Genomic DNA, 15,808 nt, shown 5'->3' on the forward strand with positions numbered 1-15,808 from the left:
ATTGTCGCCAGCGTCACTGGTTTGCCAGATTCCGCCGAAAGTCGGTCGTTGTTTCACGAAGTCTGCACATGGTTGACTTGACGATGGCTCTTTTTGCCAGGTTTCATGTGAATGGAACTCTGGATGATATTAAAACGTTATTTAGTTAATAGTCTATTTGGGCGTTGCGCCGGAGATTGTGCGGATTGAACCGGGGGATGGCGCTACGGAAGTCGTCGGCAGCGAATCTTGACGCTTTCGTGAAGCGGCCCGCGAGCATCCCTTTTCCGAGCGGGCTGAAGGGCACGAAGCCGATGCCCGGATCGGCGGCTGGCATCCCCCGCCCCTGCGCGAACCGTGCGTGGGCGGGATGCGTCGTTCGGGCGGCGCTACCTGGCGGCGGGCGTATTGTGCTTGTCGCGCAGCTCGACGGGCACGGCCTCCAGCAGCACGCGCTCCGCGATCATATCCTTTGTAGTGTGGAAATACTTCTGGAAATGAGGTGTATCGCGGTGGGTTTGATAGGCGGCCTCATCCACATACATCTCAAAGAAGGTCCATTTTGTGGGATCGTCCTTTTCCGCTACGGCATAGAGGGCCACTACGCCGGGCTCAAGGCGCAGGGCCGCCTCCATCTCTTCCTTCACGGCGGCGGTGAACGCCTCCAGCTGGTCGGGCTTGATGCGCAGATGGGCCATGCGGATGGAGGTTGCGTCGGCGGCGTGGGCCGTTCCCAGGGCGGGGAAGGCTGCAAGAGCCGCCAACAGGGCGGAGCAAAGGAAATGACGGATGGTCATGGGGGTCTCCTTTGGGCGCAAAAATTGTTTTTCCGCGCCGTTTTTTATGTTTTTCCGCTGCAAAAAGCGCGGGCTACAGGCTCTCTCCCAGGGCCTTCGCCGCCCGGGGATAGGCCGTGCCTTCGATGTCCTTGCGGGCGAAGACGTTCCTGGCGAGCACCACGCCCTGATCCTCCCACGGGAGGTAGCGCAGCAGTACCTTGTAATGGGCCATGATCGCGTCCATGTTCCAGTCCGTATCGCTCCCGCAGGTGACGAGCATGGCGGATTTCACGGGGCGCCTGCGCAGGGCCTCGCGCTGCGGCATCAGGCGGTCCAGAACGGTTTTCAGTTGGGCCGTCATGCCGAAGTAATAGAGCGGCGTGACCAGCACGATCATATCCGCCGACAGGATTTCCGGCAGAATCTTTTGCATGGCGTCTTTCTGGACACATTCCCCGTTGTGCTTGTCGCAATAATAGCAGGCGCGGCAGGGGCCGACCTGCTCAAAGGCCGTATCGAAACGGACGATGGTATGTCCCCTGGACGTCGCCCCGGCGATGAATTCGTCGGCCAGCAGCGCCGACGTTCCCTGACGGTGGGGGCTGCCGGTGAGAACGATGATTTTCATGGGTATTCCTCCAGTGTCGCCCGCCAGAACGTCGGCGGGGGAAATCAGGCGGGGCAGAAGGTTCAGGGCCAGCGCGCCCCCGGCCATTTTCAGCAGGCAGCGGCGCGTCATCATGCTGGCTTTCGTATTTCTCGCACTGTCCATGCGCGGTTCCTCATCTGGTGATCCATGCTCGTTTTCATAAACGGCATTTCAGGGAAGTTGGCTGTAGTCCGCCTCGCTGACGGTTTCGAGCCATTCGTTCCGGGCGTTTTCTCCCGGAACCTCCACGGCCAGATGGACGAACCAGCTGTCCCTGGCCGCGCCGTGCCAATGCTTGACCCCGGCGGGAATGTTCACCACGTCGCCGGGGCGCAGTTCCCGGGCGGGCCTGCCCCATTCCTGATACCAGCCGCGCCCGGCGGTGCAGAGCAGAATCTGCCCGCCGCCCCTGGCGGCATGGTGGATGTGCCAGTTGTTGCGGCAGCCGGGCTCGAAGGTCACGTTGCCGATGACCACGCCTTCCGTGGACAGCATGTTCAGATAGCTGTTGCCCACGAAGTATTGGGCATAGGCCGTATTCGCCCCGCCCCGCGGGAAGAGTTCCTTGATTTCGTTCATGCTTGCCTCCTTGCGTGTTGCATCGTTCATGGGGCGGGCATCCCCGAACGCCTTTTTGACTTCCCCGGCCACAGCCTTGCCCAGCGCGGCGTGGTTTTCCGGCGTGAGATGGATTTCATCCGGTTCTTCGGCGAAGGGGACCACGCTTGCCGCATCGAAAAAGGCGGCTCCGGCGGCTTCGGCCAGCGGGCGGAGGAGGCCGGGGAGGGCTTCGCTTTTGGCGAGGGAACCTTCAAAAAAGGTTTTATAGGCGCTTTGTTGAATATCCAGCTTTGGCGGGCAGATTACGAGCGCCCGGGGAGCGGGAAAGCGCGTGCGCTGCTGCCACTCGCCCCCGGTGACGATGGCGGCGAGCGCCGCCACGCCTGACGCGATGTCCGCGGCGCTGCGATTGCGATCCTTGCGCAGGTCATTGGTCCCCAACATGATGATGACCATATCAAGCGGCATATGCGAAGAGAGCGCCGCCGGAAGATATGCGGCCCCGTTCATGCCCGCGCCCGGAATGACGCCCGTGCCGGATCGCGCGGGGCTGTCGAGGGCGGTGGTGCGCCCGCTCAGCCCCTCGACCACCACCTCGTACTCAGGCCCCAGCCGTTCGGCCATCCTGCCGGGCCAGGTCACATGCAGAGGCAAACGCCCCACCACTCCCTGCGCGTCCTCGAAATAGAGCATTTTGCTTTTGAAATTATTCAATTTCAAAAGCGGCGCTGCCATCATTTCGCCTGAAAAACGCGGTTTTCAGGCTCATTCGGCGCGGGCGTCCGCTCCCGCGGCCGCCAGAGCGGTTGCCGTTTCCAACAGCAAACCGCTCTAGCCGAACGTGTTGGAATCGCCGAATACCAGAATGCGCTTCTTCGCGTCGGCGGCGACGGCGACGGCGGCGGCGCATCCTGCAAAGAGGACAAGCCACATTGCGGCCATCAGTTTTGCCCGTGTTATCATCTCTCCCCGTCATATCGTTGAAAGTTGCCTGAATCTGCATCCCCGCCTTGCTTCAGGAGATGGATATTTTCAATCAAAAAATGCTCCAGGGACGATGCTCACTTCATCCGATATGGTTTGAGCTCAGGAATCCTGCAGGACGGCGTTGACGCAGCCGAGGGCGTTCAGGGTGCGGGGGAAGCCGATGTAGGGCAGCATCTGGGCCAGCGCATCAATGAGGTTCTGTTTGCTGTTGCCCATATTCACATTGCCCTGCACATGGGCCTTGACCTGCGCCTCGCAGCCGCCCAATGCGCTGATGATGGAAAAGGTCAGCAGTTCGCGGGTTTTCAGATCAAGCGCCTTGCGCGTGTAGATGTCCCCGAAGCAGAAGGCGGAAAGGTAATTCACCTTGATGTCCTTCTGTCCTGCGGGAGCCGTTGCGTGCATCTTGTCGATAACGTCTCCGAAGATGGCTTTCTGAGTGGCCAGCCCGTCCTGAAAGCGGCTCGCTTCCGTCACCGTGGCCTGGCTCTCCACCGGAAGGGTGATGCCTTTTTCGCTAAAAACGTCATTGACCAGACGCACCGCGCTTTCCGTTTTGGGAAAACCGACGTAGGGCGCGCACTGATAGAGCGCCTCCTTGATTTCCGCCGGGCTGACGCCGACGCGAAGCGCGGCCTCCGTGTGCGCCCTGATGTCGGCAAGGGTCTGGCTGGCGGTCAGCGTCACCAGAGTGATGAGCATCCGCTGCCGGTCGTCGAGCGTGCCGCGTTCCGCGATTTCGCCATAGACGAAACGGTCGCGCATGGCGGCGAGATCGGGATCGCTCTTCGTCAGAGCGGACGGCGTGTTACCCAAAAATTTTTGCCTGTTTTTTTCCGCCGTCAGCGATCTGTCCATAGCCTGAACTCCCTTTTCGGGCTGGGATTGGGCGGCCCACGCCGAAGGCGCGTTCCCCAGGAAAGAAAGCGCCGTCAGGGCCGCAAGGAAAAAAACTGAAAACGTAAGATGTGATCACCCTTCGCCATGAAACACCTCCCGAATCGCGGGGAATTCCTTTAGAGCGGTTTGCTGTTGAAAACGGCAACCGCTCTGGCGGCCGCGGGAGCGGACGCCCGCGCCGAATGAGCCTGAAAACCACGCTTTTCAGGCGAAATGATGGCAGCGCCGCTTTTGAAATTGAATAATTTCAAAAGCAAAATGCTCTATTCCGGTTTGGAAATGGAAAACGGCCACGCCGCATAAATGCAGAATAAGCCGGGCACGTCATGGATGACAGATATGTTTCTCGCAATTTATTGCCCAAAATTCCCAAAGGGCTTCCCGAAGAAAAAAGTTGTGGCAGGGTTTTCCCAAACAGAGATTGTATTCCAGCAGACAGGCAGGAGGTCAGACACGATGACGGCTGTTGCTGACGACGAAAGGGAACGAATACGCGAGGAACTGAAAGAAATGTTTGAAGGCTTGACACTCTCGCGGCGTCAGGAGATCAACAAGGCCGACAGTTGCTTCGGCAAACCGTCAGTGGCGTTGGTTGTACAGGGAAGCAAATGCGCCGTGATCGGAGAGCGGGAATATCGGTACGCGGAAGGGCAGTATTGCAGGGGTGGATTTGCCGAGCGCGTTCCAGAGCGTTTTGCTCATGAAATGAGCTGAACGCTCTGGCGACAGCGTTAGAGCATTTTTTCTTTGAAAATGCTCTGCTGACGCGAAAGCGGCAGCCGCCGCAACGCGGCGTACATTCAGGCGAAAACCGCGTTTTTCGCCTGAATGCCACCTTTGACTTTCATAAAAAGTCAAAGGTAATCTGCTCTAGGTAACTTCATAAGCAAAACGCTCTAAAACATGTCCTGCATGCCGTAAAGCCTGCCGGGTTTGCGCGTCGCCAACCAGGCGGCGGCCCGCAGAGCGCCCTGGGCAAAGGTTTCGCGCGAGTGGGCCTGATGGCTGACCTCAATGCGCTCGCCCGGCCCCATGAAGTAGACGGTATGCACGCCCACCACGTCCCCGCCGCGCACAGCCTGGATGCCGATCTGCGCCCTGGGGCGTTCGCCGATAATGCCATCCCGGCCGGAGCAGCGCACATCCCCAAGCTCCCAGCCTCGCGCCCTGGCCAGACATTCGCCCAGGGTCAGAGCCGTGCCGCTGGGCGCATCCTTTTTGCGGTTATGGTGCAGCTCAACCATTTCAATATCATAGCTCTCGCCCAGGGCGCGCGTCAGCTCCGGCAGAATTTTCAGGAGCACATTGACGCCGATGCTCATGTTGGAAGACCAGAAAAGCGGCGATTTGGCAGCTAAGGCGCGCAATTCTCCCATCTGGGCTTCAGTGAAACCGGTCGTGCCGATGACCAAAGCATGACCGGCGCGGGCCGCGCTGCGGGCCGACTCCAGGCTCACGGCAGGAGCTGTAAAGTCGATGATCACCGCGCCCGGAGCCTGCGGAAGAATTTCCTCCAGCGTGGCGGCAACAGGACAATCCGCCCCGGCCAGACCAGCCAGATGATCCTTGTCGTCCACCAGACCGGCCAGCCTGTAAGCCGGATCTGCGGCCGCCAGAGTGCTGATGGTCCTGCCCATGCGTCCGGCGGCCCCCACCACGATGATGGCTGTGCTCATTGTCTTACTCGCTTGTGTCCAATGTTATTCCCGAAGCGGCCAGCAGTTCGGCGAAGGCAGCCTCGTCCAGAACCGTAATGCCCAGAGCCTGCGCCCTGGCCAGTTTGCTGCCCGGCTTGTCCCCCGCCACCAGATAATCCAGTTTCCTGTTGACGCTGCCCGCCGGGATTGCCCCGGCAGCCTCGGCCAGCCGCTGGGCCTGAGCGCGCGGCATGGAAAGGGAACCGGTAAAAAGCACGTTTTTGCCGGCCAGCGGCCCGCGCGCGACTTCCGTACCGCTCATTGCAGAAGAACGGGCGGATACTTCCTCGGACGAGGACACGATTTCGCGGGAGACAGGCCAAAGCCCCAGTTCGCGAAAGCGGGCCAGCAAGGCCCGGTTGGCCGGGCTTTCAAAAAAGTTGTGGATGGAAGCCGCCACCTCCGGCCCCACATCCGGCAGGGCCTGCAAGGTTGCAACATCAGCCTGGCCCAGCGCGTCAAGATCGTGAAAGCGGCCTGCCAGCAGGCGCGCAGTCTGCTCGCCCACATGGCGGATGCCCAGGGCGCTGATCAGACGCCCCAGGGGGGCGGTATGCCGGGCCTGATCCAGCGCGTCCACGAATTTTTGCGCCAGCACTTCGCCCATGCGCTCAAAGCCCAGCAGATCCGCAATGTTGAGCGTAAACAGATCCGCCGGGGATTGCACGCGGCCCGAACCCACCAGTTGCGTAATCCATTTCTGGCCCACGCCCTGAATATCCAGCCCCGCCTTGGAGACAAAATGGCTGATGGCGCGCAGACGCACCGCCGGGCAGGAAAGGTTGCCGCAACGCCAGGCAGCCTCGCCGGGCTCGCGGCGCGCAGGTTCGCCGCAGGCCGGGCAGACATGCGGGAAAACAAATTCCACGGCCTCGGCCGGCCGCCGGGCAAGCACCGGCCCCACCACTTCGGGAATCACATCCCCGGCGCGTTGCACAATGACCGTGTCGCCCACGCGCACGTCGCGGGCCCGGATTTCATCCTCATTATGCAGGGTGGCCCGCGAAACCATCACCCCGCCCACGGCCACGGGCCGCAGAACAGCCACAGGCGTGAGCACGCCGGTGCGGCCCACCTGAATGTCAATGCCCGTGAGCAGGGTTTGGGCCTGCATGGCCGGAAACTTGAAGGCCACGGCGAATCGCGGCGCGCGGGCCGTGAAACCCAAAGCCTCCTGGGCTTCCAGATTATCCTGCTTGGCTACAGCCCCGTCGATTTCCATGGGAAAATCCTGACGCTGCCCGCGCACCCCTTGCACATAGTTTTCCACTTCCGCGGGATCACGGCACAACTTGCCCTGCGGCGGAGTCAGAAAGCCATAGGCCCGCAGGCGTTCCATCAAAACATGCTGAAAACCGCACGGCGGGGCCGGCGGCCAATGCGCCTGACCCAGGCTGTAGGCCAGAAAACGCAGGGGCCGGGATTCGGTCACTGAAAGATCCAACTGGCGCAGGGTTCCGGCCGCGGCATTGCGCGGGTTGGCAAAGGTCTTCTGCCCCAAGGCCTCCTGCCTGGCATTGAGCGCAAGAAAATCCTCTTTGAACAGAACCACTTCGCCGCGCACTTCGAGCAAGGCGGGAAACGGCCCATCCCCCAGCAGGCGCAGGGGCACGGTGCGGATGGTGCGCACGGCCTCGGTGACCACTTCGCCCACCTCGCCGTCGCCCCTGGTCAAAGCTTCCTTCAGCACGCCGTTTTCGTAGATGATTTCCAGGGCCAGACCGTCCAGCTTGGGATCACACCAAAAAGCGCGCGGCAGCGGGCCATTGGCCTCCTCATCCCAGGCGCGCTGCATGCGCTCCACAAAATCGCGCCACTCCTCGCCGGAAAAAACATTGTCCAGGCCGTACATCCGGCGGCTGTGTCTTTTTTTGGCCAGGCCGTCCAGCAGCCTGCCGCCCACGCGCAAGGTCGGGGAATGCGGGCTGCGCAACTGGGGCCAGCGTTCCTCCAGATCCGCCAGTTCGCGGAACAGGGCGTCGTAGTGATCGTCGCTGATTTCCGGGGCGTCCAAACTGTGATACAGGTAATTGTGGCGCTCAAGCTCGGCGGCCAGCCATTGCGCGCGGCTCCGCTCCCCGGCAGTGGGCTGCGGGGAGAGAAGCGAATGTTGATCCGCAGTGTCTGCGGGTTTGCGGTGCTGGGACATGAAGAGCCTTTAGAGAGTGTAGAAAAAACCTTGACCAGAATTTCTTATTCGGGCAGGGCCATGAGCCGGGCGCGCAGGCTGCGGATGCGATCGCGCAGCTCCGCGGCTTGCTCAAACTCCAGATCGCGCGCGGCCTGACGCATTTCCTTTTCCAGTTTGAGCACCAGGGCAGCGGCAGCCTCGGCCGTCAGGGGCATGGCCTCCTCGCCGTCGGCTTTTGCTTTACCCTTGCCGCGGCCTTTGCCGCGGCCATGACCGGCCTCATTCTCCACATACAGCGTATCCAGCGGAGATTCAAGGCTTTTCCGCGTGCTGCGGGGCGTGATGCCATGCTCTTGATTAAAGGCCGACTGTTTGGCCCTGCGGCGGGCCGTCTCGTCCATGGCCGCCTTCATGGAAGCCGTGATCGTGTCCGCATACAGAATCACCTTGCCCTGGACATTGCGCGCCGCCCTGCCAAAGGTCTGGATCAGCGAGCCCGTGGAGCGCAAAAAGCCCTCCTTGTCCGCGTCCAGGATGCAGACCAGGGAGACTTCAGGAATATCCAGACCTTCCCGCAAGAGGTTGATGCCAACCAGCACGTCAAATTCGCCCAGACGCAGGGCGCGGATGATCTGCAGGCGTTCCAGCGTGTCAATATCCGAATGCAGGTAGCGGGCCTTGACGCCCATGTTGCAGCAATATTCGGTCAAATCCTCGGCCATGCGCTTGGTCAGGGTGGTCACGAGCACGCGCTCGCCGCGCGTGATCCGGGCCCGGCATTCGCCCAGAAGATCTTCCATCTGGCCTTTTGTGGGGCGCACTTCCACTTCCGGATCCACCAGGCCCGTGGGCCGGATGATCTGCTCGGCCACGACGCCCTGGGCCTGATCCAGCTCATAGCGGCCGGGCGTGGCCGAAACATAGACCACCTGATTGAGCAGGGCCGTAAACTCGTTGAACTGCAAAGGGCGGTTGTCCAGCGCCGAGGGCAGGCGGAAGCCGTACTCCACGAGGGTCAGCTTGCGCGAGCGATCTCCTTTGTACATGCCGCCTATCTGCGGCACGGTGATGTGCGACTCATCCACAAACAAAATAAAATCACGCGGGAAATAGTTGAGCAGGCAGGAGGGCGGCTGGCCCGGCTTGCGGCCGTCCAGATGGCGCGTGTAGTTCTCAATACCGTTGCAGTAGCCCAGTTCCTCAATCATCTCCAGGTCAAGCTGGGTGCGTTGCTCCAGGCGCTGGGCCTCCACAAGCTTGCCGTGCTCTTTAAAGTATGTGAGCCGTTGGGCCAGCTCGCTGCGGATGTCCGAGGCCGCGCGCTTCAGATTGTCCTGTGCCGAGACAAAGTGACTGGCCGGATACAGCACGGTTTTGCTCATCTCGGCCAGCACTTCGCCGGTGAGCGGGTCCACGTCGCGGATGGCGTCAATGTCGTCCCCGAAAAAGTCCACGCGCAGGGCGCGCTCATGGCGGTAGGCCGGAATGATTTCCAGAGCGTCGCCGCGTACCCGGAACGTGCCGCGATGAAAGTCATAGTCATTGCGCTCATAGTGCACCTCCACCAGGCGGCTGATCAGCTCGTCCATGGGCAGGCGCTGCCCCACCTCCACGGGAATGACCATTTTGGCGTAGAATTCCGGCGAGCCGAGACCGTAAATGCAGGATACCGAAGCCACAATGATCACGTCGCGCCGCGTCAACAGGGCGTGCGTGGCCGCATGGCGCAATTTGTCAATATTGTCGTTGATGGCGGAATCTTTTTCAATATATGTGTCCGAGGCAGGCACATAGGCCTCAGGCTGGTAGTAATCATAATAGCTCACGAAGTACTCAACGGCATTGCGCGGGAACAACTCGCGAAATTCGTTGTAGAGCTGCGCTGCCAGGGTTTTATTGGGCGCGAGCACCAGGGCCGGACGATTGCAGCGGGCGATCACGTTGGCCATGCTGAAGGTTTTTCCCGATCCGGTCACGCCGAGCAGCACCTGGGCGGGCACCCCCGCCCGGAGGTTCTCGGTCAGGGCGGCAATGGCGGCGGGCTGATCGCCCGTGGGCGTATAGCCGGTCTGGAGAAGAAAAGGAGAGCTTTCGAGGTCTTCCATAGGTTCTGCTTTTCGGTTATAAAGCGGTAAATCCGTCAACTGTCGTCAACAGGAAAAAACATGGAAAAAAACTTTCTTGCCGCGCCGCCGGATGCCCCTCTGCAAAGAATTTACATCATGGTCGCTACCCTGCGGGCCTTTAAAGGCCGCCGCCATGTGGACGTGCATATCTTCCGCCACGGGGCAACGGAAGAGGAGCTGGCCGCGCTTGAAAGCCTGGCTCCGGTAGGCGCGCCCGACCCCTCCGTGCCGCCGGAGGCCTTGCAGGGCGCGACGCGGGAAGCCGCGCTGCGCTGCGTGCTGGAAGCCTTTACCGCTGAAGAAAGCCGGGCCTTGCTGGACTATCTTGAGCAACGCTACGCCGGGCACATTGAAAAGATCACGGTCTGCCCCCTGGATCTGCCCGTGCCTCTGGGCGTGGCGCCCCTGGGAGACATACCCGAAGGCAAGAGCACGGGATTCATCCGCTTTGACGCGGCGCCCGGTTATCCGCTTGCTTTCACGGCACGGGGCTTTTACGATCTGGCCGTCCACGAGCCCTTGCTCACGGAGTAGACGTAAGCCGTTTCCCAGGGCCTCCACGGAAAAGCCGCAGCGTCCGACCCGTGCGGATCCCTGCCCGCAAACGCGCGCGCAGGCTCCAGAGCGTGCGCGAGCTGCGCGAGAAAGACCGCGCGCGGCAACAACAGACCGCCCATGCGCATGATGTGCGGCGTTTCCTGCTGGCAATCCAGCAACAGAGCGCCGCGCAGACGCAAAAGGGCCACCAGACCGGCCAGGGCCGCGCGCGAGGCCTCGGCCCGCACATGAAACATGGACTCGCCGAAAAAGGCCCGCCCCAGCGCCACGCCGTACAGGCCGCCTGCCAGACGCCCGTCTTGCCAGGCCTCCACGGAATGGGCAAAGCCCAGCACATGCAGTTTTTCGTAAGCCGCGATCATTTCCGGGCTGAGCCATGTGCCGGGCCCTGTGCTGCGGGGTGCGGCACAAGCCCGTATCACCTCATTGAAAGCCGCGTCCAGCGTGAGCTCAAAGGGATGCCGGCGCAGGGCGCGGGCGCTGCGCCGCGGCAGCCTGAAACCGTCCAGCGGCAACACGCAACGCGGGTCCGGCGACCACCAGAGGATGGGCAGGCCCTGCTCATACCAGGGGAAAATGCCCCGGCTGTAGGCAGCCAAAAGGCGCTCTGGCCGCAAATCCCCGCCCATGCAGAGCAGCCCGTCGGCACGCGCCGCCTGTGGCGGCGGAAATTGCGCGGCCAGGCTTGTGAATGTCCGGAGCATCCCGGCTCTGCCGTTCACACCCGCGCAAGTTCCGGCGCGGCTTTGGCCGGGGCGCGCGGGGAAAGCACGGGCCCCGCCGGCTCAAGGGCCAGGGCGTCGCCCTTGAGCGTCAGGCGCGCCGCGCCGCCTTTTTTCAATGAGCCGAACAAGAGCTCATGGGCCAGGCGATCCTCCAGCTCGTTGCGCAGCAGGCGGCGCAACGGCCGCGCGCCCATGGCCGGATCAAAGCCCTTGTCGGCCAGCCATTGCCGCGCCTTGTCGCTCACGCTCAGTCTGACGTTGCGTTGCGCAAGGGTTTTCCGGATTTGCGCCGTGAACTTGTCCACAATGCGCAGCATCATTTCCCGCGACAGGCTCTGGAAGGGCACCAGCGCGTCCAGACGGTTGCGGAACTCGGGGGTGAAAAGGTTTTCCACGGCCCTGAGGCCCTTGCGGGCCGCGTCCTGAGGCGCGGCGTCGGCAAAGCCCATAGCTTGACGGGACATTTCAAAGGCCCCGGCATTGGAGGTCATGATCAGGATGACATGCGAAAAGTCGGTTTTGCGCCCGGTGTTGTCCGTCAGGGTCGCGTAATCCATGACTTGCAGCAGCACATTGAAGATGTCCGGGTGGGCTTTTTCCACCTCGTCGAGCAAGACCACGGAATAGGGAGCCTTGCGCACGGCCTCGGTGAGCAGACCGCCCTGATCAAAGCCCACATAGCCCGGAGGCGCGCCGATCAGCCGGGAAACCGCGTGCTTTTCCATGTATTCGCTCATGTCGTAGCGCAGAAATTCCACCCCCAGGCTCTGCGCCAGGCTGCGCGCCACCTCTGTTTTGCCAACGCCTGTGGGGCCGTAGAATAAAAAGGCCCCGGCCGGGCGCTGTTCCTGCCCAAGCCCTGCCCTGGCGCGCAGAATGGCCCGCACGGTCAGCTCAATGGCCTGATCCTGGCCAAAGACCATGTTTTTCAATTCCTTTTCCAGACCGGCCAGCCTGGTCCGCTCCCGCCCGGAAACAGTGCGCAGCGGAATGCCCGCCATGCGGGCCACTACCCGCTCCACATCCGCCATGCTCACGGCCGGGCGCGCGTTTTTGCCGGCAGTCGGGACGCGCTTGCCGTCACTGTATCTGAGACGCACGGCCGCCCCGGCTTCATCCATGACGTCAATGGCTTTGTCCGGCAAAAGGCGATCCCGCACATGGCGGGCCGAAAGTTCCACCATGGCTTTCAGCGTCGGCTGGCTGTAGCGTACCTTGTGGTGATCGGCATAGCGCTCTTCCAGACCCTGCAGGATGGCCACACATTCGTCTATGCTCGGCTCGTGCAGATCAATGCGCTGAAAACGGCGGGCCAGGGCGCGATCTTTTTCGAGGTTATTGCGGAATTCTTCATAGGTGGTGGAGCCGATGCACCGCAGCTCGCCGCTTGCCAGCACGGGCTTGAGCAGATTGGAAGCATCCATGGAACCGCCGGAGGTGGAGCCGGCTCCCACGATGGTATGGATCTCGTCAATGAACAAAATGGCGTCCGGCAAGGCTTTCAGGGCCTGGACAATGGCCTTGAGCCGTCCTTCAAAATCGCCCCTGTAGCGGGTGCCTGCAAGCACCAGCCCCATATCCAGGGCAAAGAGCCGGGTCTTGGCAAAGAGTTCGGGCACCCGGCCCTGGGCTATGCGCAGTGCCAGGCCCTCGGCCAGAGCCGTTTTGCCCACGCCCGGATCGCCCACAAAAAGCGGGTTGTTCTTGCGGCGACGGCAGAGCACCTCAATGGCGCGATCCAGTTCCTGCTCACGCCCCACCAGAGGATCGATTTTCCCTTCCCGGGCGCGCTCCGTGAGATCAACGGCATACTGCTTCAAAGGGTCGCCCTTGGCCGCGCGTTCATCACTGTTTTCTTTTTCCACGCCGCGAGAGCCGCCGCCCTCTTCCAGGCCGTGCGAGACAAAGGTCAGCACATCCAGGCGTTCCACGCCCTGCTTGTGCAGATAAAAAACCGCGTAGCTTTCGTCCTCGTCCATGATCGAAATCAGCAGGTCTCCGAGTTCCACGGAGTCTCGGCCCGCCGAGCGAATATGGTTGAGCGCCCGTTCCAGCACGCGCTGCACGCCTTCGGTCTGGGTGACTTCAGGATTGGCCGCGCGCTCCACAGGCTCCAGCTCGGTGCGGAAAAAACCCTCCAGCTGTTCACGCAGCACGGCCACGCTGACCCCGCTGCCTTCCAGGATAATCCGCCCTTTCATGCTGTTGGTCAGCGCGTAAAGCACATGCTCCACAGTGAGCAGATCGTGCCTGCGCCGCTGCACTTCCATGAGCGCATCCCTGAGGACTCCCTGTACATTTTTACTCAGCATATCTTTTTCTCAATGGATCTTTTCCATAGTGCATTTAAGGGGAAAACCGGCAGCCCGTGCCTGCCGGTGGACCCGGCTGACCTTGGCTTCGGCTACTTCATGGGTAAAGACGCCGCACTCGCCCACGCCGCGCTGATGCACGGCCAGGGTGATGGCTGCGGCTTCCTGCGGGGATTTATGAAAAATCCCGCAGAGAACGTCGACCACAAAATCCATGCTGGTGTAGTCGTCATTATGCAGCAATACAAGATAGCGATCCGGCTCTTTGAGCTTTTTTTCGACGATGATCCGGATTTCTCCGTCGGACTCGCCCGAAGTATGCAAAGGCATGGGATGCTTCTCCTCACTGATGATCCGCGTCTTGATCAGGGCAAAGGCTCCTCTCCCGGCTGCGGGGCTGCCTTGTATGTCAGGCCCAGCCTTTGCCGCCAGAGCTGATTCTGCTCCTTGTCAAAGACAAAGGAAAGGGCCGGCGGCAGGCTGTATCGGAGGCGCCAGTCCTGATGCAACTGATGATAAGTTTTGATGCTTATTTGCGCATTGTCAAGGCCCAGTCGCTGCTGGACGCTGGAGATGCGCCCGGCCGGGCCTTCCATTTCCACTACATTTGCAAAAGGCAGGATATCCAGTTCCACTTCCACGTCTTCCAGCCGCCAGGGCTCGCGGATTTTTTCGTAGCGCGCGGCCACGCCGTAGCCCATGCCCTCCAGCAGGTTCTGCATGGCGGTCTTGTCCGCGATTTCCAGTTCATGCTCCTCACGCACCTTGAAATGCTCGCTGTGCGGCACAGGCAGCTTGAGCGTGAGCAGATGGCGGATCCTGCCCGGCCATTCCCGGGTGCGCAGGCGCAGAAGCCGGCGATTTGCACGCAACTGCCCCGCCGCGGTGTCGAAAATCAGATTGCTTTCAAAATGCGCTCCGGCACTTTCCGCCCCCTGTTCCTGAAGGCTGCGGCGCAGAAGTTCAAAATCCACATTGAGATATTTTCGCTCCACTTCCAATGGCATGACCGGCTCCGAATACTATGCGCCTCTGTGGAACAGGCGTTGCTGGAGGGCCGCAATGGCGGCAATGCCGCCCTGATCCGCGCCGGGGTGCACAATGGGCGTAAAGCCCAGCCGCCGGGCCTGGGAAAGGCGCAAATCATGCGCGGCCACATGCCGGACCTGGCCGTTGAGATCCACCTCGCCCCAGAACACGCATTTTTCCGGCAGGGGCACGTCATAGTAGGAGGAAAGCACGGCGGCAACCAGCGCCAGATCCAGGCCCGGCTCCTGCAGGCGCATGCCGCCCCCGACCTTGGCATAGATATCGACCTGCCCGAAATTGAGCTTGAGCCGTTTTTCGAGCACGGCCAGCAGCAGATGCAGGCGATTGGCGTCAAAGCCCAGGGCCGCGCGGCGCGGGATGCTCAAAAAGGTGCGCGCCACCAGGGCCTGCACTTCCACGGCCAGGGGCCGCTGCCCGTCCACAGCCATGACCACGGCCGTGCCGGAAAGCGATGCGTCGCGCGCGCCCAGAAAAAAGGTGGAGGGATCATCCACAATCTGCATGCCGCTCTCGGCCATGCGAAAGACCAGCAATTCTTCATTGGGGCCGAAACGGTTCTTGAAGACGCGCAAAAGCCGGAACATCTGGCGGCGATCCCCTTCCAGGGAAATCACCGTGTCCACCATGTGCTCCAGCAGGCGCGGCCCGGCCAGCACGCCGTCCTTGGTCACATGCCCCACCAGAATCAGGGTGCAGCCCAGCCGGCGGCAGGCCTCCAGCAGGGCCGTGGCCACGGCGCGCACCTGGCTGACGTTGCCGGGCAGGCCTTCGGCCTCAAGGCTGGTCAGGGTCTGCACCGAATCCACCACCACCAGGGCGGGCGGCGCGGCGTTCAGGGCTTCCAGCACGTCTTCCACCCGTGAGGTGGCCATTGCCAGCAAATTGGGATCGAGCATGTCAAGCCGCTCGGCGCGGGCCTTGATCTGCGGCAGGGATTCCTCGCCGCTGGCATAGAGCACGGGCCGCCCCTGGGCCGCCACCAGACCGGCCACCTGCAAAAGCAGGGTGGATTTGCCAATGCCCGGCTCGCCGCCCAGCAAAATGGCCGCGCCCGGCATCAGGCCTTTGCCCAGCACTCTGTCCAGGGCCTTGAGCCCGCTGCCGTAAGGCGTATGCCCGGCATCGGCCACGTCACGCAACGGCACAGGGCGATCGGCCGCCGCCCCGGCAACAGCCCCGGCGCGCTGCCGCCCGGCAGGTTGCCGGGCCTGGCTCACGGCCTGAAGCGTGTTCCATTCGCGGCACTTGGGGCACTGGCCGCGCCACTGGGGGGTCTGGGCCCCGCAGGCCGAGCAGATAAACACTTCACGCGCCTTTGACATGCCTGAAAACTACGGAAAAAAAAGGGCGGAAG

Annotated in this window: 15 protein-coding genes and 1 pseudogene; 2 read left to right on the plus strand and 14 right to left on the minus strand. The window is 61.9% G+C overall.

The genetic code is table 11. The annotated features are described in order from the left end of the window. Positions 1–145 precede the first annotated feature (145 nt). The 6 genes and pseudogenes from G7Y51_RS00005 to G7Y51_RS00025 all read right to left on the minus strand — a co-directional run bounded on the left by G7Y51_RS00005 (position 146) and on the right by G7Y51_RS00025 (position 3,813). Complete coding sequence (locus G7Y51_RS00005; RefSeq protein WP_206214215.1) at positions 146–316, minus strand: hypothetical protein; 171 nt, start codon at positions 314–316, stop codon at positions 146–148. A gap of 52 nt (positions 317–368) precedes the next feature. Then, positions 369–776: a putative quinol monooxygenase gene (locus G7Y51_RS00010; RefSeq protein WP_165174388.1), complete on the minus strand. Its 408-nt coding sequence runs from the start codon at positions 774–776 to the stop codon at positions 369–371. A 73-nt stretch (positions 777–849) separates the two neighbouring features. After that, positions 850–1,530 carry a flavodoxin family protein gene (locus tag G7Y51_RS00015; RefSeq protein ID WP_206214216.1) on the minus strand — a complete coding sequence of 227 codons (681 nt, stop codon included), beginning with the start codon at positions 1,528–1,530 and terminating at the stop codon, positions 850–852. A gap of 48 nt (positions 1,531–1,578) precedes the next feature. After that, positions 1,579–1,986: a cupin domain-containing protein gene (locus G7Y51_RS13645; RefSeq protein WP_241160082.1), complete on the minus strand. Its 408-nt coding sequence runs from the start codon at positions 1,984–1,986 to the stop codon at positions 1,579–1,581. Positions 1,987–2,067: 81 nt separating this feature from the next. Then, positions 2,068–2,706, minus strand: a pseudogene (locus G7Y51_RS13650) (GDSL-type esterase/lipase family protein); the annotation flags it as partial. Between the two features lie 348 nt (positions 2,707–3,054). After that, the gene (locus tag G7Y51_RS00025) at positions 3,055–3,813 is read right to left on the minus strand and encodes a carboxymuconolactone decarboxylase family protein (protein WP_165174391.1); all 759 of its coding nucleotides are present in this window, start codon (positions 3,811–3,813) and stop codon (positions 3,055–3,057) included. Between the two features lie 381 nt (positions 3,814–4,194). Between G7Y51_RS00025 and G7Y51_RS00035 the strand changes: the two genes are divergently transcribed. After that, positions 4,195–4,569 (plus strand): AraC family transcriptional regulator N-terminal domain-containing protein, encoded by a 375-nt coding sequence (locus G7Y51_RS00035; protein WP_206214218.1) that lies wholly within the window; start codon positions 4,195–4,197, stop codon positions 4,567–4,569. A 182-nt stretch (positions 4,570–4,751) separates the two neighbouring features. Here the strand turns inward: G7Y51_RS00035 and dapB are convergent, their stop codons facing one another. From dapB to uvrB, 3 genes are read right to left on the minus strand one after another with little or no spacing between them, the layout of a single operon-like run. Further along, a complete protein-coding gene (gene dapB, locus G7Y51_RS00040) occupies positions 4,752–5,531 on the minus strand; it encodes a 4-hydroxy-tetrahydrodipicolinate reductase (RefSeq protein ID WP_165174394.1) in 780 nt (259 codons plus the stop codon). 4 nt (positions 5,532–5,535) lie between these two features. Then, positions 5,536–7,701: an NAD-dependent DNA ligase LigA gene (gene ligA, locus G7Y51_RS00045; RefSeq protein ID WP_165174395.1), complete on the minus strand. Its 2,166-nt coding sequence runs from the start codon at positions 7,699–7,701 to the stop codon at positions 5,536–5,538. 44 nt (positions 7,702–7,745) lie between these two features. Then, positions 7,746–9,788, minus strand: coding sequence for an excinuclease ABC subunit UvrB (gene uvrB, locus G7Y51_RS00050; RefSeq protein WP_165174396.1), 2,043 nt, complete (start codon positions 9,786–9,788; stop codon positions 7,746–7,748). A gap of 60 nt (positions 9,789–9,848) precedes the next feature. Here uvrB and G7Y51_RS00055 point away from each other — a divergent pair, with 60 nt between their 5' ends. Further along, positions 9,849–10,343 carry a hypothetical protein gene (locus tag G7Y51_RS00055; RefSeq protein WP_165174397.1) on the plus strand — a complete coding sequence of 165 codons (495 nt, stop codon included), beginning with the start codon at positions 9,849–9,851 and terminating at the stop codon, positions 10,341–10,343. Here the strand turns inward: G7Y51_RS00055 and aat are convergent. Genes aat through radA form a run of 5 tightly spaced genes read right to left on the minus strand, consistent with a single transcriptional unit; the run spans position 10,304 to position 15,776 of the window. Then, positions 10,304–11,071 carry a leucyl/phenylalanyl-tRNA--protein transferase gene (gene aat / locus G7Y51_RS00060; protein WP_165174398.1) on the minus strand — a complete coding sequence of 256 codons (768 nt, stop codon included), beginning with the start codon at positions 11,069–11,071 and terminating at the stop codon, positions 10,304–10,306. The two genes, G7Y51_RS00055 and aat, sit on opposite strands and share 40 nt — an antisense overlap. A gap of 14 nt (positions 11,072–11,085) precedes the next feature. Then, complete coding sequence (gene clpA / locus G7Y51_RS00065; RefSeq protein WP_165174399.1) at positions 11,086–13,404, minus strand: ATP-dependent Clp protease ATP-binding subunit ClpA; 2,319 nt, start codon at positions 13,402–13,404, stop codon at positions 11,086–11,088. A 9-nt stretch (positions 13,405–13,413) separates the two neighbouring features. Further along, positions 13,414–13,734 (minus strand): ATP-dependent Clp protease adaptor ClpS, encoded by a 321-nt coding sequence (locus tag G7Y51_RS00070; RefSeq protein ID WP_165174400.1) that lies wholly within the window; start codon positions 13,732–13,734, stop codon positions 13,414–13,416. A 35-nt stretch (positions 13,735–13,769) separates the two neighbouring features. Continuing rightward, the gene (locus G7Y51_RS00075) at positions 13,770–14,411 is read right to left on the minus strand and encodes a class IV adenylate cyclase (RefSeq protein ID WP_165174401.1); all 642 of its coding nucleotides are present in this window, start codon (positions 14,409–14,411) and stop codon (positions 13,770–13,772) included. 15 nt (positions 14,412–14,426) lie between these two features. After that, a complete protein-coding gene (gene radA, locus G7Y51_RS00080; protein WP_165174402.1) occupies positions 14,427–15,776 on the minus strand; it encodes a DNA repair protein RadA in 1,350 nt (449 codons plus the stop codon). Between the last annotated feature and the right edge of the window lie 32 nt (positions 15,777–15,808).

The sequence above is a fragment of the Desulfovibrio sp. ZJ369 genome (assembly GCF_011039085.1).
Lineage (GTDB): Bacteria > Desulfobacterota > Desulfovibrionia > Desulfovibrionales > Desulfovibrionaceae > Desulfovibrio.

What these genes read in the sequence shown, in the direction of transcription:
- G7Y51_RS00005 (WP_206214215.1), bottom strand. Translation starts at nt 316, where the DNA reads ATGCCAGCCGCCGATCCGGGCATCGGCTTCGTGCCCTTCAGCCCGCTC.
- G7Y51_RS00010 (WP_165174388.1), bottom strand. Translation starts at nt 776, where the DNA reads ATGACCATCCGTCATTTCCTTTGCTCCGCCCTGTTGGCGGCTCTTGCA.
- G7Y51_RS00015 (WP_206214216.1), bottom strand. Translation starts at nt 1,530, where the DNA reads ATGGACAGTGCGAGAAATACGAAAGCCAGCATGATGACGCGCCGCTGC.
- G7Y51_RS13645 (WP_241160082.1), bottom strand. Translation starts at nt 1,986, where the DNA reads ATGAACGAAATCAAGGAACTCTTCCCGCGGGGCGGGGCGAATACGGCC.
- G7Y51_RS00025 (WP_165174391.1), bottom strand. Translation starts at nt 3,813, where the DNA reads ATGGACAGATCGCTGACGGCGGAAAAAAACAGGCAAAAATTTTTGGGT.
- G7Y51_RS00035 (WP_206214218.1), top strand. Translation starts at nt 4,195, where the DNA reads ATGTTTCTCGCAATTTATTGCCCAAAATTCCCAAAGGGCTTCCCGAAG.
- dapB (WP_165174394.1), bottom strand. Translation starts at nt 5,531, where the DNA reads ATGAGCACAGCCATCATCGTGGTGGGGGCCGCCGGACGCATGGGCAGG.
- ligA (WP_165174395.1), bottom strand. Translation starts at nt 7,701, where the DNA reads ATGTCCCAGCACCGCAAACCCGCAGACACTGCGGATCAACATTCGCTT.
- uvrB (WP_165174396.1), bottom strand. Translation starts at nt 9,788, where the DNA reads ATGGAAGACCTCGAAAGCTCTCCTTTTCTTCTCCAGACCGGCTATACG.
- G7Y51_RS00055 (WP_165174397.1), top strand. Translation starts at nt 9,849, where the DNA reads ATGGAAAAAAACTTTCTTGCCGCGCCGCCGGATGCCCCTCTGCAAAGA.
- aat (WP_165174398.1), bottom strand. Translation starts at nt 11,071, where the DNA reads ATGCTCCGGACATTCACAAGCCTGGCCGCGCAATTTCCGCCGCCACAG.
- clpA (WP_165174399.1), bottom strand. Translation starts at nt 13,404, where the DNA reads ATGCTGAGTAAAAATGTACAGGGAGTCCTCAGGGATGCGCTCATGGAA.
- G7Y51_RS00070 (WP_165174400.1), bottom strand. Translation starts at nt 13,734, where the DNA reads ATGCCTTTGCATACTTCGGGCGAGTCCGACGGAGAAATCCGGATCATC.
- G7Y51_RS00075 (WP_165174401.1), bottom strand. Translation starts at nt 14,411, where the DNA reads ATGCCATTGGAAGTGGAGCGAAAATATCTCAATGTGGATTTTGAACTT.
- radA (WP_165174402.1), bottom strand. Translation starts at nt 15,776, where the DNA reads ATGTCAAAGGCGCGTGAAGTGTTTATCTGCTCGGCCTGCGGGGCCCAG.